This is a genomic window from Halobacillus naozhouensis (assembly GCF_029714185.1).
GTDB classification, from domain to species: domain Bacteria; phylum Bacillota; class Bacilli; order Bacillales; family Halobacillaceae; genus Halobacillus_A; species Halobacillus_A naozhouensis.
This window is the reverse complement of the sequence record NZ_CP121671.1, coordinates 3793205-3815869: the sequence shown is the minus strand read 5'-3', so window position 1 is coordinate 3815869 and position 22665 is coordinate 3793205. Positions and strand designations below refer to the sequence as shown.

General features: G+C 39.9%; 18 protein-coding genes. 14 read left to right on the top strand and 4 right to left on the bottom strand.

Annotated features, from left to right (window positions below):
- The first annotated feature begins 156 nt into the window (after positions 1 to 156).
- Genes P9989_RS19535 through P9989_RS19520 form a run of 4 tightly spaced genes read left to right on the top strand, consistent with a single transcriptional unit; the run spans position 157 to position 4856 of the window.
- A complete protein-coding gene (locus P9989_RS19535; RefSeq protein WP_283076512.1) occupies positions 157 to 1935 on the top strand; it encodes an L-lactate permease in 1779 nt (592 codons plus the stop codon).
- Positions 1936 to 1983: 48 nt separating this feature from the next.
- Complete coding sequence (locus P9989_RS19530) at positions 1984 to 2709, top strand: (Fe-S)-binding protein (protein ID WP_283076511.1); 726 nt, start codon at positions 1984 to 1986, stop codon at positions 2707 to 2709.
- Position 2710: 1 nt separating this feature from the next.
- Positions 2711 to 4144: a LutB/LldF family L-lactate oxidation iron-sulfur protein gene (locus tag P9989_RS19525; RefSeq protein WP_283076510.1), complete on the top strand. Its 1434-nt coding sequence runs from the start codon at positions 2711 to 2713 to the stop codon at positions 4142 to 4144.
- The gene (locus tag P9989_RS19520) at positions 4137 to 4856 is read left to right on the top strand and encodes a LutC/YkgG family protein (RefSeq protein ID WP_283076509.1); all 720 of its coding nucleotides are present in this window, start codon (positions 4137 to 4139) and stop codon (positions 4854 to 4856) included. Before P9989_RS19525 ends, P9989_RS19520 begins: the two co-directional genes overlap by 8 nt.
- Positions 4857 to 4957: 101 nt before the next feature.
- Here the strand turns inward: P9989_RS19520 and P9989_RS19515 are convergent, their stop codons facing one another.
- Positions 4958 to 5461 (bottom strand): hypothetical protein, encoded by a 504-nt coding sequence (locus tag P9989_RS19515; protein WP_283076508.1) that lies wholly within the window; start codon positions 5459 to 5461, stop codon positions 4958 to 4960.
- A 226-nt stretch (positions 5462 to 5687) separates the two neighbouring features.
- Positions 5688 to 6365 carry a tyrosine-type recombinase/integrase gene (locus P9989_RS19510; RefSeq protein ID WP_283076507.1) on the bottom strand — a complete coding sequence of 226 codons (678 nt, stop codon included), beginning with the start codon at positions 6363 to 6365 and terminating at the stop codon, positions 5688 to 5690.
- A gap of 385 nt (positions 6366 to 6750) precedes the next feature.
- On the opposite strand from P9989_RS19510, the gene P9989_RS19505 reads away from it, so the two are divergent.
- The 4 genes from P9989_RS19505 to ltrA all read left to right on the top strand — a co-directional run bounded on the left by P9989_RS19505 (position 6751) and on the right by ltrA (position 10845).
- Positions 6751 to 7089 (top strand): avidin-fold protein, encoded by a 339-nt coding sequence (locus P9989_RS19505; RefSeq protein WP_283076506.1) that lies wholly within the window; start codon positions 6751 to 6753, stop codon positions 7087 to 7089.
- A 62-nt stretch (positions 7090 to 7151) separates the two neighbouring features.
- Positions 7152 to 7625 carry a GNAT family N-acetyltransferase gene (locus P9989_RS19500; RefSeq protein WP_283076505.1) on the top strand — a complete coding sequence of 158 codons (474 nt, stop codon included), beginning with the start codon at positions 7152 to 7154 and terminating at the stop codon, positions 7623 to 7625.
- A gap of 112 nt (positions 7626 to 7737) precedes the next feature.
- Positions 7738 to 8211, top strand: a complete 474-nt coding sequence (locus P9989_RS19495; RefSeq protein ID WP_283076504.1) for a GNAT family N-acetyltransferase — start codon at positions 7738 to 7740, stop codon at positions 8209 to 8211.
- An 819-nt stretch (positions 8212 to 9030) separates the two neighbouring features.
- Positions 9031 to 10845, top strand: coding sequence for a group II intron reverse transcriptase/maturase (gene ltrA, locus P9989_RS19490; protein ID WP_283075615.1), 1815 nt, complete (start codon positions 9031 to 9033; stop codon positions 10843 to 10845).
- Between the two features lie 383 nt (positions 10846 to 11228).
- On the opposite strand, the gene P9989_RS19485 is transcribed toward ltrA, so the two are convergent.
- Positions 11229 to 12125, bottom strand: a complete 897-nt coding sequence (locus P9989_RS19485; protein WP_283076503.1) for a serine hydrolase — start codon at positions 12123 to 12125, stop codon at positions 11229 to 11231.
- Positions 12126 to 12883: 758 nt separating this feature from the next.
- Between P9989_RS19485 and P9989_RS19480 the strand changes: the two genes are divergently transcribed.
- Positions 12884 to 14326 (top strand): S8 family peptidase, encoded by a 1443-nt coding sequence (locus tag P9989_RS19480; RefSeq protein WP_283076502.1) that lies wholly within the window; start codon positions 12884 to 12886, stop codon positions 14324 to 14326.
- A 134-nt stretch (positions 14327 to 14460) separates the two neighbouring features.
- On the opposite strand, the gene P9989_RS19475 is transcribed toward P9989_RS19480, so the two are convergent.
- A complete protein-coding gene (locus tag P9989_RS19475; protein ID WP_346274871.1) occupies positions 14461 to 14898 on the bottom strand; it encodes a hypothetical protein in 438 nt (145 codons plus the stop codon).
- A 1198-nt stretch (positions 14899 to 16096) separates the two neighbouring features.
- Between P9989_RS19475 and P9989_RS19470 the strand changes: the two genes are divergently transcribed.
- The 5 genes from P9989_RS19470 (at position 16097) to P9989_RS19450 (ending at position 22649) form a co-directional block, all read left to right on the top strand.
- On the top strand, positions 16097 to 16903 hold the full coding sequence (locus tag P9989_RS19470) for an ABC transporter permease (RefSeq protein WP_283076501.1): 807 nt from the start codon (positions 16097 to 16099) through the stop codon (positions 16901 to 16903).
- A 15-nt stretch (positions 16904 to 16918) separates the two neighbouring features.
- A complete protein-coding gene (gene modA, locus P9989_RS19465; RefSeq protein WP_283076500.1) occupies positions 16919 to 18784 on the top strand; it encodes a molybdate ABC transporter substrate-binding protein in 1866 nt (621 codons plus the stop codon).
- Between the two features lie 11 nt (positions 18785 to 18795).
- Positions 18796 to 19386, top strand: a complete 591-nt coding sequence (locus P9989_RS19460; protein ID WP_283076499.1) for a 4Fe-4S dicluster domain-containing protein — start codon at positions 18796 to 18798, stop codon at positions 19384 to 19386.
- A gap of 1 nt (position 19387) precedes the next feature.
- A complete protein-coding gene (locus P9989_RS19455) occupies positions 19388 to 21634 on the top strand; it encodes a molybdopterin-containing oxidoreductase family protein (protein ID WP_283076498.1) in 2247 nt (748 codons plus the stop codon).
- Positions 21635 to 21755: 121 nt separating this feature from the next.
- A complete protein-coding gene (locus P9989_RS19450) occupies positions 21756 to 22649 on the top strand; it encodes a selenium metabolism-associated LysR family transcriptional regulator (RefSeq protein WP_283076497.1) in 894 nt (297 codons plus the stop codon).
- Positions 22650 to 22665 lie beyond the last annotated feature (16 nt).

The window sequence follows — 22665 nt, the reverse complement described above, 5'->3', positions numbered from 1 at the left end:
CTTTTTTTGTATGTCATTTTATTAGTGAGGGCACACATAACGTCTGTATTTTCAAACAATTTAAATTCTATCCTTGCTTATTGAAAACGCTTTATATTATAATAACGAATATTGAGCAGGTCATCTGATGACCATATCTTTAAGGGGGGTTCATTTATGAATATCGGATTTCTGGTGCTGATCGCACTTATACCCATTTTATCCGTCTTTCTATTCCTGGTTATTCTTCGTTGGCCGGCGAAATCAGCCATGCCAGTCTCTTTAATTATTACGATCATTACAGCTGGTTTTATATGGGGGGTTCCAGCGAATCAAATAGGTGCTTCAGCCATAAAGGGAGTATTTACTGCCCTAGAGGTTGGTTTAATCGTATTTGGTGCTTTGTTACTTTTGAATACGCTTAAAGAAAGTGGAGCTATACATACGATCCGTTCGGGTTTTACTGACATCACACCTGATAGAAGAATTCAGGCGATCATCATTTGTTGGTTGTTTGGGTCATTTCTGGAAGGCGCAGCGGGGTGGGGAAGTCCAGCAACGATTGTTGCACCATTGCTAGTTGCTATCGGTTTTCCGGCAATGGGAGCTGTCATGGCAGCTTTAATGCTTCAGTCGACACCCGTTTCTTACGGTGCGATTGGTACTCCGATATTAATAGGTGTGAACACAGGGTTAAAAGATTCAGAGATTGTGAGTCAACACCTTAGTGAGCAGGGCATCGGCTTCATGGATTATATAGTTCAAATAGGCGGTCAGGTTGCGATATTCCATGGAATTGTGGGGATGTTTATACCTCTATTTATTTCAGTAATGTTAACTCGCTTTTTTGGTAAAAATAAATCTATTAAAGAAGGGCTTGCTGTTTGGAAGTTTGCCTTGTTTGCTGGGTTAGCCTTTACCGTTCCTTATGCGCTTGTGGCTAATTTGCTTGGTCCTGAATTTCCTTCATTAATTGGTGGTTTGATTGGGATGGCCATTGTTATTCCGGCAGCAAAAAAAGGCTTCCTTATGCCTGAACAAGTATGGGGTTTTGACAAAAAGGAAAATTGGGAGGCTGATTGGACCGGTAATCTTCAAATAAATGAAGAGCCGCCTAAGAAAAAGGTCAGCACGCTTGGCGCTTGGTTTCCTTACTTGCTTGTGGCTGTATTGCTGGTACTTACTAGACTGCCGTCCTTACCTTTCAGCAGTTGGCTGAAAGCATGGGATATCACTTTACCTCATTTATTTGGAACAAGTCTTACTGTGACGACAGAGCCGTTAAACATTCCCGGGGCTGTATTTATTGTAGTATCCATTGTAGCTGCCTTTGTTTATCGCATGAAAGGAGCAGAATACAACATCGCAGTTAAAAATTCTTTCAAAACTGTGTTAAGTGCGATGGTTGCATTAATATTTACCGTTCCTCTCGTGCAGATTTTTATAAATTCTGATGTGAACGTCTCCGGCTTTAACAGTATGCCCTTAGTGTTAGCTGAAGGGATATCGGAATTATTTGGAGGTTTTTATCCTTTAGTTGCTCCTTTAATTGGTGCTATCGGTGCGTTTGTTGCAGGAAGCAACACAATCAGCAACATGATGTTTTCGCTGTTCCAATTTGGTGTAGGGAATACGATTGGAGTTGATCCAGGAACTATTGTATCCCTTCAGGCCGTTGGAGGAGCGGCAGGTAATATGATTTGTGTACATAATGTTGTCGCAGCATCTGCGGCCGCTGGTCTGATGGGCAGAGAAGGCAAATTAATTCGCAGGCTGCTTATCCCAATGTTTTTCTATGTGAGTTTTGCCGGGACCTTGGGCTATGTCTACCTATATGGTTTAGGGTTAAATGTAGGTACATTGCTACTTATCTTCATTGCATTAGGAATTGTTGTATCTGTTGGAAAAGGAATCAGGTTTAATAAAAACTCTAAAGAATTAGATAGATCTGCATAGAATTGATAGTAAATCATTAAGTAGAACAACAGGTGGGAGGGATATAGAATGAAAGTTTCACTATTTATTACATGCTTGGGAGACTTATTTTATGTAAATGCAGGGAAAGCAAGTGTGGAGCTGCTAGAGAGGCTGGGGTGTGAGGTTGACTTTCCTGAAACCCAAACGTGCTGTGGGCAGCCGGCCTACAACAGCGGCTATCATGAACAAACAAAAGCTGCCGCTAAAAATATGATTCGGACGTTTGTCCATTCAGAATATGTGGTCAGTCCTTCTGGATCCTGTGCCTATATGTTTCATGAGTATGATCAATTGTTTAAAGATGAACCAATGTGGCGTGATAAAGCAAAGTCGTTAAAAGCCAAGACATTTGAGCTGACACAATTTTTGACAGAGGTACTTAAGGTTGAGGATGTAGGGGCTGTCTTTAAGGGGAGGGCCACTTATCACACTTCCTGTCACATGACCCGGTTGCTTGGGGTAAGAGAAGCACCGCTTAAGCTGCTCAGCCATGTGGAGGGGCTGGAACTTAAAGAACTGCCTAACCGCAGTGATTGCTGTGGGTTTGGAGGGACCTTTTCTGTGAAAATGAGCGACATCTCGGAGCAAATGGTTGATGAGAAGGTTGAGCATATTGAGGAAACAGAAGCTGATTTGCTAATTGGGGCCGATGGCGGCTGCTTGATGCAAATAGATGGTCGTATGAAACGGAAAAATAAATCGGTAAAAGTCATGCACATAGCCGAAATTCTAAACAGTCGAGGTGAAGCTTAGTATGCCCATGCACGTAGGTGACAAGAAGTTTTCGAATCGAGTAGAAAAAGGTATAGGCAACGATTTTATGCGCGGGGCTGTTCGTTCAGCTCAAGGAAGACTGCAAACTAAACAGTCAAACGCTGCGGAAGAGTTAGGTGACTGGGAAGAGTGGCGTAATCACGGTCAGGAAATTCGCCAGCACACGATGGAAAATTTGGATTACTACTTGCAGCTGTTAAGTGAAAAAGTAGCGGAGCGTGGCGGACATGTTTATTTTGCCGAAACAGCCGAAGAGGCCAACACATACGTAAAAGAAGTAGTGAATAAGAAACAAGGCAAGAAAGTCGTAAAGTCCAAATCAATGGTCACCGAAGAAATTGCCCTGAATGATGCGTTAGAGGAGGAGGGGTGCGAGGTAATAGAGACAGATCTTGGGGAGTATATTTTGCAAGTTGATGACCATGATCCTCCATCTCATATTGTTGCTCCCGCTCTGCATAAAAATAAAGAGCAAATACGTGATGTATTCAAAGATAGAATGGGTTATAAGAAAACGGAAAACCCGGAGGAACTTACGTTGTTTGCCCGGGAACAGCTAAGGAAGGAGTTTCTCTCTGCTGACGTAGGCATCACCGGGTGTAACTTCGCGGTAGCGGAATCCGGGTCGTTTGCTCTGGTAACGAATGAGGGGAATGCACGAATGGTGTCGACACTCCCTGAGACCCAAATTACCGTGATGGGAATGGAGCGGATTGTTCCAACCTGGGAAGAACTGGACGTCATGGTCAGTCTATTAACACGGGCTGCAGTTGGACAGAAGCTGACTAGCTATGTAACAGCTTTGACAGGTCCGAAACAGAAAGGTGATGTCGATGGTCCGGAAGACTTTCATCTTGTGATCGTGGATAATGGCCGTTCTAAAATTTTGGGTACGGAATTCCAGGAGTCTTTACATTGTATTCGCTGTGCTGCCTGCATCAATGTGTGTCCGGTTTATCGTCATGTAGGCGGACATGCCTATGGTTCAATTTATCCGGGACCGATTGGTGCTGTGTTGACTCCTCTCCTGGGAGGTTACGATGACTATAAAGAATTACCGTATGCGTCTTCCCTTTGTGGAGCTTGTACAGATGTGTGTCCCGTGAAGATCCCTCTCCATGAGCAATTAATCATGCACCGAAGGAAAATCGTTGAAGAGGAAAAGCAGTCTGATTTTGGAGAAAAGCTGGCTATGAAGGGGTTTAGTATAGGGACAGGATCTTCTTCGCTCTATCGTATCGGGACAAAACTTGCCCCTTTTCTTGTCACTCCTTTCGCCAAGGATGGAACAATCTCAAAAGGTCCATCCCCTCTTAAGGAATGGACCAATATCAGAGAATTTCCAGCACCACAGAAAGAGAGATTCAGGGATTGGTTCAAGAATAGAGAGACAGGTGGGAATGGCAATGACTAAAGGTGCAATTCAACATAAGGAAGAATTTCTAAACAACATCGCCAATAAATTGGGGCGTGAGCGGAGGGAGAAAGTTATAAAGCCTCAGTGGAATCATCAGCCTCAGTGGAACGTACTTCAGGGTAAATCCCAGGATGAGTTAGTCGATGTTCTTGAGAAGCAATGCACGGAGATTCATACTGATTTTGTCAAGACAAACCAAAGCTCATTAGGCGAAGAAGTGGCCAGGGTGATCGAAGGGTATCGCGGTAAATCTGTTGTTACGTGGGATGATCCTCGATTTGAAACATTTGGCTTGCAGGCTACGCTCGAGGGATTGGAAAGTAAGCACGGAGTAGACGTTTTTCAGTGGGACGCAGAGAACGGAAGAGAGAGTGTAAGAAGAGCAGAGCAGGCTGATGTTGGGATTACGTTCAGCGACGCTGCCCTTGCGGAATCAGGGACTGCTGTGCTTTTCAGTGGGAAGGGAAAAGGCCGTTCTGTCAGTTTGCTTCCAGCCAATTATATTGCGATTATTCCTAAAAGCACGATTGTACCGAGGATGTCTCAAGTTACCAGAGAAATTCATCAGCGTGTGGAAGGTGGAGACCTCGTTGAATCTTGTGTGAATTTCATTACGGGTCCAAGTAATAGTGCCGATATCGAGATGAATAATGTGTATGGCGTACATGGCCCTGTCCAGGCTACTTATATTGTAGTGAAAGATAGGTAAGTAGCTAAGGGTTCGCTGGATTATCTATTAGGGGGCGCATCTTAAAGTGCAATTCATTACAAAGAGGAGAGCTGCTCTACACAGCCTCTCCTCAATTAAAGTTACTGACTTTCTATCTTTTGTTTCAATTCATTCAAGCTCTCCACGGTAGTCTGCGCCCACTTTTTCATTTTCTCAATATTGGGATCCTCTTTTTTAGCCGCACCAATAAGTGGATAGAGACTTTCTTCCACCTTCTTATATTGATTTGGAAATTGTTCCTCTACTTGTTTTTCAATACTGTCCCAGTTTTCTTCAAGGGTTTTCCCCTGATTATTAATTGATTGGACATCATTTGCTGAATTTTTTAGGGTTTTGTCTAATTGTTCAACTGAGCTTATCACATGATCCACTTCAGACGCTAAGTCCATATTTTCGCCATCGCCACCAGACTGATCCTTCTTAGAAGATTGTTCAGATGTGTTACCATCGTTACTGGAAGAATCATTTTCTTGTTGATTTGTCTGCTTCGAGGAGTCAGCCTTATCCTGATTTTCAGTTGTTCCACAAGCACTTAGGATGACACCAATAGCCAAGATAAAACTGAAAAAATAGAATCGTTTCACAGAAATTCCTCCTTATTGGTTTTATTTGTAAGAGTATTCCCAATCCATTTAACCTAAAAACGAGGACATTTGAACGATTCATTAATAATGCTAACTAATTGCGAATTTATCGAGTTTCATTTTTATTTATTATAAGACAACTGAATAAACAATCCTTGGGGGCAGGGTGAAAATGCCCTGAAATGAATATAGCACCGCAAACCTTTATTTAATAAGGTTTGCGGTTTTAGAATTTTAATGAGATTTCATACCTGTTGACGGAATTACTGGGGTCATATTTTTCAAACTTTTCTGCGGTTGATCGTTTTGCTTTTTTTGTAAGATGTCCATATATATAAGAAGTGATCCTAGAACTACAATGGCCGGCTCGTTCTTGGATTGCTTTTAACGATTCTCCTTCTTCCATAAGCAAGGTAACCATGGTATGACGTAAATCATGAAGTCGAATATTTTTGATATTATATTTCTTTTTAATTTTAATCCATCTACTGGTAGCTGTTTGTGGCCAAAATGGCCTTATCGTTTTAGTTCTCTTTTTTCGTTTACCTTTCCCATCATACCCGGCTTCTACTACTAATAAGAAAGTGTAATGCTTTGCATCACGTTCTTGAAGTTCTCGAAGGTTTCTGGCATCATTGTTTGCCAACATGCCTAACGGCGTGACAAAGTTCGTGAAAAACTCTTCGCGTTGATCTACATAGTCCAAAGATGAATTAATTACAATTTCTTTGTACCGTCCGAAACGAGTGTACACAGTTTTCAGAGGTTTGTAATAAATGAATATCTCGTATTCCATAGCTATTTTCTTAATATTGAGATCTACCGGGCATAGAAACTTTCGTTCCTTATACCAATTTGATACCCAATCTTCTAATTCAGTTGTTGTATAGGCTGGAAAATTCAAATTAATCACCTTCCTTTAGATTATCATACAAACATATGTTCCTGTGTTTCAAGTTAATTAGGATTTTATATGACTAGTTAAGATAGAAGTTCTATATTCGATTGACTACTTTATAATTAAGGGAATCTATGGTTGTGAGTTATTTAAGATAGAGGGGGTGACTTAAGTACTTAGGGAAGATCAAAAGAGGACGGAATTTAGGCGGGAGTATCTTCTGTAAACGGGCCAGATAAATGAATAAAGCTTACTCTGGATTCGTAATAGATTGCGTTTTAATTTTCTTGCGTTTAATTATCTGACTATATTGAAAAATATAAGTGACATGATAATATTGATCTTTAATGAAATGTATCACATGTTAATTATTAGAGGGGAGAGGATTTCTGTGATTAATTTCGATAACCGCAAGTTTGTATCTGTGGAAAATACAACTAGTGGGGAAGTTTCTTCTAAAACTTATTTTCATTATAAACAAGAGGGGAACATACTTTATGCAGACTATTTAGGAGGAGAAATACTAAAAGGTAAGTTAATAGGTATCGTTCATGAGGATGATTCTCTTGAGTTTAGATATAACCACGTAAATACACGTCATGAGATAAGAGGAGGGAAATGTAAGTCCATACCTAAGTTAACATCTGAAGGTAAAATTGAACTATATGAGAAGTGGCAGTGGTTAGACAGGGAACAAAACGAAGGGGAGTCCCTTATAAGGGAGGTTTAATCTGCCTATTCATGAGAAGGAACGTACTTTTGGAATAAAAGGATACAATGAGGGGATCAAATTTGGTACATACAAAGGTATCAGAAGAATGTAATAACCCACATCTCATTCTTGATTTAATGATTAAAGCATTCATGGAATATAAAGATGAAACACCTCCCTCAAGCGCTTTAGATGAAACAATAGGATCTATCTCAAAAGCCTTAAAAGAAGGTGAGCAAGCACTAGTATGTTCCGTCGGTAGTGAACCAGTAGGAATGGTGCGGTTTCTTGTCAGAAATGATGATGTTTATTTTTATAGACTATCTGTTATTCCTGAAAGACGGGGGAGAGGGATAGGAAAAGAAATATTAAAATCGCTAGAGGAATACGCAAGTAAAAATAATAAACGTACTATGATATGCAAAGTTCGTATGACTGTTCCTAAAAATATAAAGTTATATAATTCAATAGGATACAGTGTCTATGATGAGGAAGTAGTACATAAGCCAAATGGTATAAAAATCAAGGTTGTTTCTATGATAAAACAGCTTTAATAAGCCATATGTTTATTCATGAATAGGAGCGCTTATCTCGAATTATTACGAAGGTCAAGGACAATTTGGCTGACTTAGGCTTAAGATTTTCATAAATAGGAGGGAAAATAATATGACTAACGATGAAAACATTGTACTTATGAAAGCAGACCTAGATCAAATAGATTTAGTTGCAGACCTTTTTGACAAATATCGGGTCTTTTACGAACAACCATCAAACGTAGAGGAAGGAAAAAAGTTTATTCGTGAAAGAATGGAAAATCAACAATCTGTGATTTTTTTAGCAATCGAAAAACAAGAAATCTCTGTAAGACCATTAGGATTTGTTCAGCTTTATCCATCCTTTTCATCAGTCAATCTAGCAAAAATATTGATTTTAAATGACCTGTATGTTGATCAATCTGCGAGGCGAAGTGGAGTAGCTAAGAGCTTAATGCAAAAAGCAAAGGAACACGCCTTAGAAACAGGTGCAAAAGAATTAACACTTGAAACAGCTAGCGACAATCACAAGGCACAACATTTATATGAATTAATTGGGTATGAGAAAGACGAGGAACATTTTTATTATAATTTATTACTCAATTGAATATTATCGTTTATGAAACGACCTACCTACTGGAAATAATACCAGCTAATCGAAGTTGGGTTCTTGCTTTGAGGGAGATTATCTTGAAACTGAGTCTTCATGATAAGGGTGCGCGCGACAAGTTCTGCTATAAACGCCTTTCGCCGTGAAAAAGCAGGAAGTTTAAACAATTAAATTTCAACTTTACAACGGAGGATGGGAATGACGGATCCATGTTTCCTGAAACCATCCCGTCAATACTCCTGCATGCGTTATAATTGATAGGTTATAGGGTATGAAGCACAGGTAGATTAGGTAGAACGAAGGCTGTAGCCATTCAATAAGAAAAGGTATGCCAACGGATATGCCTCACGGCTGAAAAACTAGATACGGTGAGAATCGTTCCTTGAGATAGGAACTGACGAACCTCCGAAAGTAAGGGTCTAAATTTTCAACGTAGGGAAACTTACGTGTCATCTTACGATGACGTGAGTGGTGTGGAGTAAAACTGCGCCCTCTGAAATACGCTATACCGAACCATGGCGGTATCCAGCTCACAGGCTTAAAGGAAGCACCTATGTTTAGTATGGAAAGCTACGTTGTAAGGTACTTGGAAAGCAAGGGACGTTGAAACAAGGGCTGTCACCCGAAACGGTTGCTATAAAGCTCCATGCTGAAAAGTATTTGTCCTTGTGAGGGTAGGGGAGTGACTGGAATCTCCTGTAATGGGAGTGGAGGAACAGCCCCAAGTCTAATGAATGAAACGATTATTTTCCGTAAGTGAATGGCACCGATCGGGTAGGAACGTGGGAACATCACTCCATAAGGAGGGATGCCACAGTGCCAACGTTGCGAAACTGGGATTATTATCATATGACGGAGACGTTTACAGACCTACATGAAAAAGCGAGTCAAGGATACAAGTTTTCTCATCTTTATGACACGATCATTTCGAGAGAAAACATCCTGCTCGCTTTTCGCATGATTAAAACCAACAAAGGGTCCAAAACGCCAGGTACCGATGGAAAAACCATCGATGACATGAAAGAGCTATCGGAAAACAATCTCGTAAACGAAGTAAGAACCAAACTAAGAAACTATCACCCGAAGAAAGTTCGAAGAGAATGGATTGAAAAAGAGAACGGTAAATGGAGACCTCTTGGGATTCCATGTATCTTGGATAGAATCATCCAACAGAGCTTCAAACAAGTTCTCGAACCGATTGTTGAGTCTCAATTCTTCAAACATAGTTACGGGTTCAGACCTCTCCGGTCTGCTCATCATGCTATGGCAAGGATACAATACTTAATTAACCAAGCGCAATTTCATTTTGTCGTCGATGTAGATATTAAAAGTTTCTTTGATAATGTGAATCACTCATTACTAAATAAACAGCTTTGGAATATGGGTATTCGAGACCGAAAGGTTCTCGCTTGTATAGCTAAAATGATCAAGTCCGAAATCGATGGAGAAGGTGTGCCTGTGAAAGGATCACCACAAGGTGGTATTCTATCACCTTTACTCTCTAATGTGGTTCTAAATGACTTAGATCAATGGGTTGCAGGACAATGGGAGGTCTTTCCTCTTACAAAAACCTACAGTTCAGATGATGCTAAAAGGCGAGCTAGAAAACAAACAAACTTGAAGCAAGGATACTTGATTAGGTACGCCGATGATTTTAAAATTCTATGCCGAGATGGAAAGACAGCTCAACGGTGGTACCATGCGGTACGTCTTTACCTCAAAGAGCGTTTAAAGTTGGACATCTCTCCAGAGAAATCTCAAATTGTAAACTTGAGAAAACGAGAATCAGAGTTCTTAGGTTTCACCATTCGTGCGAATAAAAAGGGGAAGAAACGAGTGGCCCATACAGGGGTCATTTCCTCAAAAAGAAGGAAAATCAAACAGGAAGCTAAGAAGCTCATTCGAACAATAAAAGCTTCCCCTTCTGCTGGAAATATTCAACGTTATAATAGTTTCGTTTTGGGTATTCATCATTACTTCAAACGAGCGACTCATGTAAGCCTTGCGTTCTCACGTCTTGCTTTCGATCTTAAACCATTTCTAGTGAACCGTCTTCGACCGGTTGGAAAACTAGAACATCCTTTTCAGCCACCACCTTTTTATAAGAAGAACTTTAGCTTAGGAACGAAGACTATCAACATTAGAGGGATGTACCTTTTTCCTATTGGTAATGTTAAAACATTCCATAAGATGAACTTCAGTCCAAAGCTTTCGCTTTACACAAAGAGAGGTAGAGAACAAATTTATAAAAAGTTACGACCGGATATACAACAAGAAGTCGGTTATTTAATGAAAGCTTCTCTACCGAATCGGAGTATAGAATATCTTGATAATCGAATAAGTCGGTACAGTATGAAGATGGGTAAATGTGAAATTACAGGCGAGTATTTACATGCTTCAGATGTTCATTGTCATCATTATGTACCCAAGAGTTTTGGAGGAACGGATAAGTTTCAAAACCTCCGCATTCTCCATAAAGATGTCCACCGGCTCATACACATTAGAGATATCGAGCGAATCAATTTTTATCTTGAAAAGATTCCACAAAACCAACGAATTCTAGATAAAATTAACCAATACCGAAAGGTATGTGGGATGGAAGGGATCAAGCGATCCAGTCTCGAAGAGTAACAAGGAACTTATAATTTAGTACATATCATTAGATGGAACGCCGAATGCTGGGAAACTAGCACGTTCGGTGCGGAGCAGGGGAAAAGCCGGAGATAACTTCAAACGCTTACCTATTGCTAACAATTCCGGAATATTGGATGGGTGCAGAAAGACAGAGAGGTTAGGTTCTTTGAAAAAACGGGAAACGTAAGAATCCGCCTGTTCATGAGAGTTGGATGTTGATAAAATAATAGTCACAACAGACACCCTTTCTTTGGGGTATTGTTATGGTGTCTTTATTCTACCAAAGAGGATGTCTTTTTTGTGTTTTTGGAGATAAATAATTGATTGCCATAAGCATCATATCAAGGCTTTACGCGCCATTTTCGAGTGCGGAAGTTGAGTTAATTAACTGCCAATTCTTTTACTCTATTTCTGAAATCATGATCAGTGGCTATACTGAAAATGAAGCTATTGAGTATATTTTTTATCCAGTATATTTCTCCAGCTTTATCATCACGCATAAACAGGGAAACTGAAACGGAGTGATCTCCTCTTTCTCTATACAAGGCAGAAGTTAAAACAAATAGTGTAGCTCCACCCCTATACCAAAAGAAGTCATCTTGATCATCTTTAATGCTTTTTCCGATTAATACTTCATTAAATAGTTCTTTTTCTTTTATACTCAGTAGTTCTTTTCCTAACTTGCACATAAGGTCAGCGTAATCTACTGTAGTTGAAGATGGCAGTTTTTCTGATGTAGCATATTGTACTTTTCGATCTAACATTTGAACTGCTTTTTCTTTAAGAGAATCACAATTATCCATTGCCATTTTCTGAAATAACTCTTCTGACAATTCTTGGTAAGAAGAAAGACTCATTGATTTTATCTTATCAGCAGCTATTTTCTTCTTATCTGACAAATAAACTGGTATTAAAACGGACGGTGTTAGATAAGTTATTCTATCGTGTTTATTCGTTTGGAGAGTTTTTAAACTCTCGTTAATAACATCTAATCCAATTTTACTCATTAAGTAATCTGTACATGCATTTGAACTAAAATGCATCATCCCCTTAGCTACCTCTAACAACGATACCTCATTAGGATTATTAATGGAATTTTTCCAGGCAGGATGGGCGCCACCATCTGTATTTTTGATAAAAAATTTATCAATATAGTTGACATTTACTTTTTCGGAAATGGAAAATTTATCGTTTTCAACCATTCTTACAAAATTAAATGCAATAATGATCTTTACTGTACTGGCTAGAGGAAATCTATCGTCTGGATTTAGCGTCAAAGTGTCTAGACTATCTTCTTTACACCTTCACGAAATAGTTTATGATCATCAATTAATACAATATTGGTCGTCATAAGTTACCCTCCTATTCTCCACATTTTCTTATTTTTGTAAATTAAAAGCTTCTCTTTTCCCTGTCTATAAACGCTCTAATCCGGTATTTATATTGTAAGATTAGGATGTAAATATTGTACATTTTCATCCGTTTAGGATTACAGAAATTACTTGCTGTGAACCAACAGACTTTTTGGCGATGGAGCTTAAAAGTCTTTATTGACAACGTACTTAATCATTGATGTTAAGAATATTGTGGGTCATAGCCAGGGGAAATGATGCTCGTTACTACATAAAGTTTCTCGATGGATCAAAACGGTTGATGAACTGATAGGACTTGTCCCTCCCGACCATGGAACTAAGGGGGTTACTGGATCAGAGTCACTATCTGGTTCAAGACCGACCTCGTGGGCAGTTTGTCTGCAGTAGACGGGTTCCGACTTCCTCAGGAAGCTTTAACCGAAGGGATGAGAAACTGGCAATTTATCTTATGCAGTAGTCACAACCCGAACACGAATTGTTATTGAAAATACAAGGGAAGAAAAAATTTTGGTTCAGCTATATTAACCATATACTAGAAAATACTAGTTCTAAAGAATTCTTTTGGTCTTTTGAGGGATTTAAATACTGAAAAATCAAAATATTGTGTTACTATAATGCGGAAAAGGAATTTAGAGATCAATAAAAAGGAGGAGACACAGAATATGAAGAAAAGAGCAAGCTTTGTTTTAACACTGGTCGCAATTTTATCCTTATTTGTTTCGCTATTACCAAGTGGAATAGGAGTGAATGCAGAAGCAAATATTGACGTTTCTATCGACCCCTATTTAAATAAAGCATTAGAATCGGAATCAGGACCGTTTGAAGTGGTGGTCACTTTTGAAGGTGAGGGGGCTCCTACCACTGAAAATGTTGCTTTGCTTGAAGAGATTGGAGTATCGGATGGGGTTACTATGAAGGCCCTTCCGGTCGCCGGTGTTTTAGCAACAGAAAGTCAGATTGATAAACTATCAAAAGCAGAAGGTGTTCGTTCTCTGTACTTGAACAGAAAGCTGATATACTTTAACGAAAAGGCTACAGAACTTACAGGAGTCGATCAGGTTCGTACGGATGATCAGATGACAAAATGGAACGAAGGACTACCTGTTACCGGAGAAGGGGGTTCCGTACTTGTACATGACAGTGGGGTCGACGGCACACATGCAGACTTAGAATACGGATCTCATCTAATTGAAAATGTACTTAGCTCCATTAACTTACAAGCATATAGCGATATCGGCCCTGTGACATATCAAGAGGGTATTGTGAACACGGATACCAACTCCGGGCATGGGACTCATGTTGCTGGTACTGTTGGTGGCACAGGAGAAAAGTCTAACGGAAAATATGAAGGGGTGGCCCCGGGTGCAGATTTAGTAGGCTATGGCTCCGGAGGTGCTCTCTTTATTCTTGATGCAATTGGCGGATTTGACTATGCTTTAACCCATCAGGCGGAATTTGACATTCGCGTCATTACAAATTCTTGGGGTTCATCAGGTGAATTTGACCCGAATGGCCCGGTTAACGTTGCTAGTAAAGCAGCATATGAACGGGGCATGGTTGTGACCTTTGCGGCGGGTAATGCTGGTCCTGAGGCGGATACTATGAACCCATATTCTCTCGCACCATGGGTGATTTCTGTGGCAGCAGGTACCTTTGAAAATGAGCTGGCAGACTTTTCATCACGTGGTGTGAAAGGTGAAAGCGGGACATTTACCAGTGAAGGTGAAACGTATACGTATTTCAACCGGCCCGACATATCAGCTCCAGGTTTAAATATCGTGTCAACCAGAACTCTTTCCCCGGTAGGGGTACTTAATACGACTACTGACGCGGAAAATATACCTACTGCTTTTCAACCGTATTATACAACGTTAAGTGGAACATCCATGGCTACCCCACACGTTGCAGGCATAATCATGTTGATGTTTGAAGCTAACCCGACACTATCTCCCGACGAAGTCTTTGAAATCCTGACTGAAACCACTACGTCCATGCCGGGATATGAAGCATGGGAAGTCGGTACTGGCTATATTAACGCCTATGCAGCTGTAGATCGTGCGTTTGCGTTGACTGACAATAAGTTTAAAAAAAGTGCGAAAAGATAATAAATATTCATAAATAATCGCTAAAAAAGCGCGATTTCCCTATAGATTAGGGGGAATCGGGCTTTTCTTTATCCTCTAGGTTTCAGAGGACCCATATCATAATAAAAAGCTTTAACGATTCTATGAATGTAAAGCTATCTTGCACCTGGCATAAAAAAAGACCACATTACTGCAACCCAAGGTTTCCTTTTATCTAGGTAGTTAATCTCTAAGGCTGTGATTTGAAAATGAATAAATCGAGCGTTTTCCCGATAAGCCAGTATAAAAACCTTATTCAAATCGACCGATGTTCGGTAACTATCCCAAAATCCATAGATGTAGACAGGTATATAAAGAAGCATCCATCTTGGTTCCACCACCTGTTTAGCTAAATCAAATTGACCTTGAAAAGAGTAAATCATCGCTAGATTGATGTTTGCACTAATGTTAATGATAATTTCCCATAAAACCAATACATAACCGCGAAGATATTTGGATAAAAGAAGGTGGCCGAACCCCAGGAAAGCAGCCGACCACCACGCGATAATTAGTGGGTTTCTCAAATGGATTTGAGTAGTACCAAGTTGACTCACATAGGCTTTATATCGGCTCGCTCTATCTGTATTTTGATAATTTTGCAAGGATATCCCCTCATTCAATAGAGTTAATATCCATTGTGCTCTAGAAATCTAGTATTATACTATTTTTGCTTCGATATGGCCGATGGGATTATTTGAAGAACAAAGGTAAAACCTTGTAATTTTAAACGGAGGTTTCCTGATGCAAGACGATCTAATTCATTTTCTCAAAAAGAAGGACCAAAAGAATAAAACAGATGATTTATACTTGTTAACGAAATTCAAGACTTAATTTCCAAATTTCAGGACCAAAATTTATCCATAACAACTAGAGAGAAAGCTTTTTATAAAATTATTGCTTTAACAGATCAATTAATAAATTAAAACTCGATCGAGTTTATAAACAACTACCTTATCTCCTTCACGACGTAGATACCTCACCACTTCCGTGAATGCCGGCCGATCTTTTTTGTTCCGGTAATTTTTTCTGAGTAGATATTTTTCTCTTCCACCCCATATTGCTTCAACGCGTCAAACTGCATATGTAAATTTTGATCTTTGTTATCAAAAAAGGTTAATTATAGTACATATTAACACTTTGTTTTTGATACGAATTTTGAAACTAGTATATCAAGGATAAAGTAATAAATTCTTTTCTTCAGATTCTTGTCTCAAAAACGAACGTTGTTGATACAGTGTGGAGTTTATGAATGGAAAAGGTATATTCAACAAACAGGCTAGCGCGACAAGTTCGGCGCCATCTTTCGCCTATCGAGCCGTTTCTACCTGATCTAAACATGTACTTATGCCACCAAAAGGCTTCGGTTTCAAAAAGTCATCTTCCATTGATGGTACTATTCTTTCAGTAGAAAATGCTGTTGTAAATAAGACAGGCTACGGAATAAAAATTTGAATCATTTTGTATAGTTGTTCTTCAACTACAAGGGAAAACATATAAAAAATAAATAAGAGGTTTATCTAAGGAAAAAGGATGAATAAAAAGATAGTCCGCTGTATCTTTTAAAGATGACCTTAAGGAATGTCTTATTTTCTGATATCAATACTGTATTAGTAAAAAGCCCATAGTCTAAGGGCTTTTACTTTTGAGACTAAGAGCCAAGAAATCTTTATGACCTTTATATAAATTAAAATGATAACGTCTATAACAAAAATTTACTCACTTATAATCAAACTGTGTAAGGAAGGTGATTCAATGTCATCGGTATGTAAAATTGGTCAACTTTTGTTACTTTTATTGGTTATTGCAACCGTCACTTATTTAGTTCTACCGTTGATTTCTGTATTTATTACAAAGAGCCCTCTCTTACTTTGGGAGAAGTTAAACGGAAGCTTGGCTTATCAAGCTTTAACTCTAAGCCTAAAAACAACGGTGATTTCTATGGCTTTTATTATTGTTTTCTGTACACCACTTGCTTACCGCTTGGCTAAAAGTGAGTTTCCAGGTAAAAAGGGACTTGAAGTAGTCCTCAAAATGCCTATCGTTGCTCCAACTGCTGTTGTAGGTGTAGGTTTACTGCTCGTATTTGGCCAAAGAGGCTTACTATCGGGGGCGTTCTCTTTATTTAATGTGGAGATTCCCTTTACTGCAATTGCTGTAGTGATGGCACAAATCTTTATGGCTTCGCCGTTTTACCTGAATACAGCCAGGCAATCCTTTGAAGCGATCGATGACCAATTATTAGATGTCTCAAGAACCTTAGGGGTTTCTCCGCAAATTACCTTTTGGCGAGTTACCATTCCACTTGCCTTTCCGGGTTTATTAACCGGCGTAGCTTTAAGTTGGGCTTTAGCATTAGGAGAATTTGGAGCAACAATGATGTTCGCCGGTAATATGCCTGGTACAACACAGACGCTTCCACTTGCTATTTACACTGCCATGGAATCAGATGCCACTGTTGCTGTCGCCATCTCAGCATTGCTTTTAACCGTTTCCTTCTTTTTGTTATTATTTGTAAGTTTGATTGAAAAATATATGAGAAATAAGTTAGCTGCTAGCTAGGATTGGAGAGGAACTATGCTGGAATTTAAGCTCAAGAAACAGCTTCGGGATTTTACCGTTGATATTTCTGAACAAATAGGGGATGAAACCCTTGTTCTTATTGGGCATTCAGGTTGTGGGAAAAGTACTACTTTAAAAATGTTAGCTGGTCTACTGCGTCCAGATGAAGGAAAAATTGAAGTAATCAATAATGTGCTTTTTAGTAGTCAACAAAAAGTGGATTTGCCACCTGAAGAGAGAAATATAGGATATGTATTTCAAAACTACGCTTTATTTCCACATCTTACTGTAACAGAAAATGTAGTCTATGGAATCTCTAAACTACCTGTGGAAGAAAGAGAAAAACGAGTACAGGATACGTTAGCCTTTCTAGGGATTGAGTCTTTGGCACATTCTAAACCAGCTATGCTGTCGGGGGGAGAACAGCAACGGGTTGCTTTGGCCCGAGCTTTGGTCACTGAACCCGAACTATTGCTTTTAGACGAACCCTTGTCCGCATTAGACGTATCTACTCGATCTCATGTAAGGACAGAACTGAAACAATTACTTAAAAAACTGTCGATTCCGACAATATTGGTGACTCATGATTATGAAGATGCTCGTGTATTAGCGGATCGGGTAGCTGTGATGGATAAAGGAAAAGTGATTCAATCAGGTATCCCTCGTGAGGTCACACAGTTCCCAGCAGACCATTTTGTAGCAGAGTTTACAGGGACAAATTTGGTGGCTGTGGAAAACCCTAAGACCGAATTACCATCCTATGTTTCGTTTGATCCGTGGAAAGGGGAGGTAAGTCGTAAAACGAGAGCTTCCACCTATGAATGGAATGGAAAAGTAGGCGATATAGTGGTGCTTGGTGGATTCGTACGATTGCATATTCAAGGCAAATCTTCCTTTTATGCAGATATTCCAATTGAAAAGTACGAAACAGAAGTATTCCAGGTCGGTGAGATCGTATATGTAAGCGTTGATGCAAAAGAGATTCGAAGTATACCAATTTCCTCTAAACTTTTGCGAACACATCAAACCGAACCCGAGGAAACACAACCAAAAAGGGAAAAGAAAAAAAAGCGAAGAAGATGGAAATGGGCCTATTCTCTAGCCGCACTGTTATTGATGACATTTGTGGCGACAGCCTTTGGGTTTGATTCGAAGTCAGCTAGCACCACACATCAGATAGAGGTGTTCGCCTTAGTTGCAGCAAACGCAACGGATCCATTTAGCGATTTGATTGAAGAATTTGAAAAGAAACATCCGGAAGTTAATGTTATGGCCACTTTTGCTGGTACGCAGATTGTCCGCACACAGCTGGAGCAAGGGGCGAACGCAGATTTATTTCTATCTGCAGATTTAGGGCATATCGAGGCTGTCAAAAAACAGGATTTAATTGATGAATTTTTTCCAGTTTCCAATAATCATGTCGTGATTGTGGTTCCTAAGGACAATAGAGCAGGTATCCAGTCTTTGAAGGATCTAGCAGATCAAAATATTAAATTGGTTATTGGCACGGATACGGTTCCGATAGGGAAATATACTCGGCAGGTATTGGAAAACGCCAAAGTTACGTATGGTAAAGATTTCTCTGAAAAAGTAATGTCTAATGTCGTATCGCTTGAAACAAATGTGAAGCAAGTTCTGCAAAAGGTATCCATGGGGGAAGCAGAGGCAGGGGTTGTGTATCGTTCTGATGTGACTCCAGAGTTTTTAAAAAAGGTTAAAATTGTCGAAATCCCTGAGGAACATAATGTGGTTGCCACTAACTATATATCCGTGCCTAATCAGGCACCAAACAAAGATTTGGCTGAGAAATTCATGCAGCTGATGCTCTCAGATAAGGGGCAAGAAATCTTTGTTAAATATAAATATGATCCGGTAAAGTAAGGGGAGTTATTATGAATAGTAAATATACGATGCTCATCGACCTTGACAGTTGTAGTGGATGCCATGCTTGTTCAGTGGCATGTAAGGCAGAACATCAGGTTCCGATAGGTAAAAACCGTCACACTGTTCAATATGTTGAAAATGGGGAATTTCCTCATGTGACTAGGAATTTTATACCTACCCTATGTCAGCATTGCACAGACGCACCTTGTATGGAGGTTTGTGCAGTCAGTGCCATTACCATCAAGGAGTCAGGTGCGATCGTTATTGACCAAGAACAATGCATAGGTACAAGTGCTTGTGTTGATGCATGTCCATATGGTGCTATATATATGGATCCAACAAGTTTTAAGGCGATGAAATGTGATTTTTGTGAGAGCAGGGTGGAAGGGGGCGAGTTACCAGCCTGTGCTGCTACTTGTCCAACAGATGCCATCCAATTTGCTTTTGAAGATGATCCTAAAATACAGCAAGCATTGGAGAAAGGTAAATATACACGTTGGGAGCCCGAATCTACACAACCACGTGTATGGTATAAGGGATTAGATCATCAAACGGAAAGCAAACTAAAACGAATTAATCATTTAAGAGAGGAGAAATAAAATGGCCGTTAAGCACATTCCAACAATGTGTTTAAATTGCAGCACGGTATGTGGAATGATTGCCAAGGTAGAAGATGGCGAAATTCGCAAATTGGAAGGGAACTCCCTTGATCCCAATTCCGGTGGGAAATTATGTGCAAAGGGTCAAGCAGCCATAAATATGGTGGAGGACCCTGATCGCATTTTATATCCCATGCGGAGAAGCGGTCCTCGAGGAAGTGGAAAATGGGAACGAATTTCTTGGGATGAGGCCATTAAAGCTATTACTCAGCAGTTTCGTACCTTGCGCAAGCAAAAGCGACCAGAGGAAATGGTTCTATTATATGGTCGAGACCGAACAAATGGATTTCTCGAACGCTTTACCCATGCGTTTGGTACTCCAAACAAATTAGGACACCGTGGTTTGTGTTCGCTAAATAAGCGTATGGCTATCCGGACGGTAATTGGGGATACGGACTGGGATACTCCTGATTTTTCAAATTCACACTATATCCTGAATTTTGGCAGTAATTTCTATGAAGCTCACCAAGGACATGTTGGCATGTTGGCACGTGTGTCCGAGGCAAAGCGTAATGGAGCAAGGTTGGTAACCTTTGATGTCCGTCTTTCTAATACAGCAGCACAATCTGACGAATGGCTTCCGATATTTCCTGGGACCGATGGACTGGTGGCCCTGGCCATTGGCCATGTCATTCTAAGGGATCGTTTACAGAATGATCATTTCATTCAATATTGGACCAACGCTTCATTGAATGAATGGAAGGCTTATTATCAATTATATACGCCGGAATGGGCTGAGCAGGAGAGTGGTATACCAGCCATAAAGATTGAAGAAATAGCCCATGCTTTTGCAAGTGCTGCCCCCAGAGCGACGACGATTACTAATCGTGGAACACATGCTCACAAAAATGGTTTTTATAATGAATGGGCCGTTTTATGTCTTAATGCACTGGTAGGAAGTATTGGAGAAAAAGGTGGCTGGTGTTATATCCCCGGGGATGTCAATCTTTCGGTGCCTCAACCGGGGCCGCTTCCTCCAAAGCCTAGGGTACAAACGGAGCTTTCCCATCCAACTGAATTACCGTTTGTGAATCAAGTTTATCCAAGAGCAGCATCAAGTACAATATTTCCTTATATTGCCCAAAAAAAAGCAAGTGTAGATACGCTGTTGTCATACTATGTAAACGCACCGATGAGTTGGCCTGAAGGCCCGACCTTTGTCCGAGATGTGTTATTGGATGAAGATTTAATTCCTTTCCATGTTGTCATTGATGCTTTCCACAGTGAAATGGTGGAAGTAGCTGATTATGTATTACCAGATGCGACATTCTTGGAAAAGTGGGACTTGGATGCAAGGAATTCCTATGAACTTCGGCCCTATGTAGGTTTGCGCCAGCCGGTGATACCACCGCCTGGTGAATGTAAAGACATTCGAGATATTTTGATTGCCTTGGCAAAAGAGACAGATGAAGAGATGGCAAAATATTTTTCCTATGATAATGCCGAACATTTTATCCGAGTATGGGCGGAAGCTATCCCTGGTGGGCTGGAACAATTGGAAGAAAACGGAATATGGGAAGATAAAAGCCAACCTAAAGCCTATATGCCGTATCTTCAAAAAACAACTTATTCGACTTCAGATTCTGATGTGAAAACTGATGATAAAGGAATAGCTCGTTTAATAGAAAACGATCAGGTGATCGGTAGACAATGGAATGGTGAGATTGTAAAAGGATTTTCCACACCTGATCGGAGATTTCAGTTTAAATTACCCCAAATTGGTCAGTTGTTAAAGTCTGATGCTCCAATTACTCCCGTCTATCGCCCAATCAAAGAGCATAAACATTTAGGTAAGAACGAATATATATTAACTACGTTTAAATGGAATGTTCATACCCAATCGCGGACAGCAAACCAGTTGTGGTTAACGGAAATAGTGGGAGAAAATCCATGTTGGATTCATCCAAGAACAGCGGAACTTTATGGCATTGAGGAGGCACAGGATTTTAAAATATTGGCACGGGGACGAGAAGGTGAAAGTCCTTATATGATTGTAAAACCAGTTATAACAGAAGCCATTCACCCACGAGTATTAGCTATCTCGGCGAGCTTTGGTCATTGGCAGTACGGGCGAACTGCTAAAAATAAGGGTTATAATCCTAATCCGATGATTCCAAACTGGACGGACGACGTAGGAGGTGGGCAATCTTGGAATGATACAGTGGTTCTAATTGAGCAAGTGACATAGTCAAAGGATTACGGTTTAGTGTAGGAAGAATATACTGTCATTTTCTTCATTTTAACCATTTTTTCGACTTATGATAAAAATTTTGATTTATAAAGATAACTTCCAAAAGAGGTAAGTGATTATGAATCTAAAAAAAATCCAAGCATTTGTTTTGATATTAGAAAAACGAAGCTTTTCTGAGGCAGCTGAGTACCTTGGGCTGACACAACCTGCTGTTAGCAATCAAATAAAAAGCTTAGAAAAAGATCTAGGAGTAAGGCTTTTAGAGCGAGTTTCATCTTCGATTAAACCTACACCGGCTGGAAATTATGTATACAGTATGGGTCGTCAGCTCCTCGATAAATATAGGGAAGTGGAAGAAGGAGTTCAAAACTTTCACGGCATTTTGACAGGGAATCTCAAGATTGGGGCAAGTACTATTCCGGGCACATATCTATTACCGAAATATATAGGAAAGTTTTATGAGCTCTTTCCAAAAGTAGATACAACTATTGAGATTGCAGATTCTGAACAAATTCTTGCTCGGATTATAAACAAACAGATAGATATTGGGGTTACAGGAGCTAAGTCAAATTCACCAGATATTATATCTGAGTTAGTAGCTTTCGACTCCCTTGTGCTTATTTCTCCCAACGTACATCCTTTAGTATCTTCAACATTCGAAAGAAATCCATGTGATCTTCTTAAGTACAATTTTGTTCTTCGAGAGGCCGGATCTGGGACACGCAAATCTATGGAGGAAGGCTTGAAGGGTTGTGGAATCCGGGTGGACGAATTGCGTATTGTTGCACAATTCGGTAGCACCGAGGCTATAATCGCAGCCGTGGAAGAAGGTCTAGGGGTTAGCTTTGTTTCAAATTTAGCAGCTACACCAGCTGTAAACGCAGGACGAGTTCAACTAGTTTCTATTATGGAATCATTTAGTCAAAGGTATTATCTTTCTTATTTAAAAGGCAGGTATGATAATCCTATTACTAAGCATTTCGTTAACTTGGTGCTAAGTAGAGACATTTAGTATGGATGAATTGTTG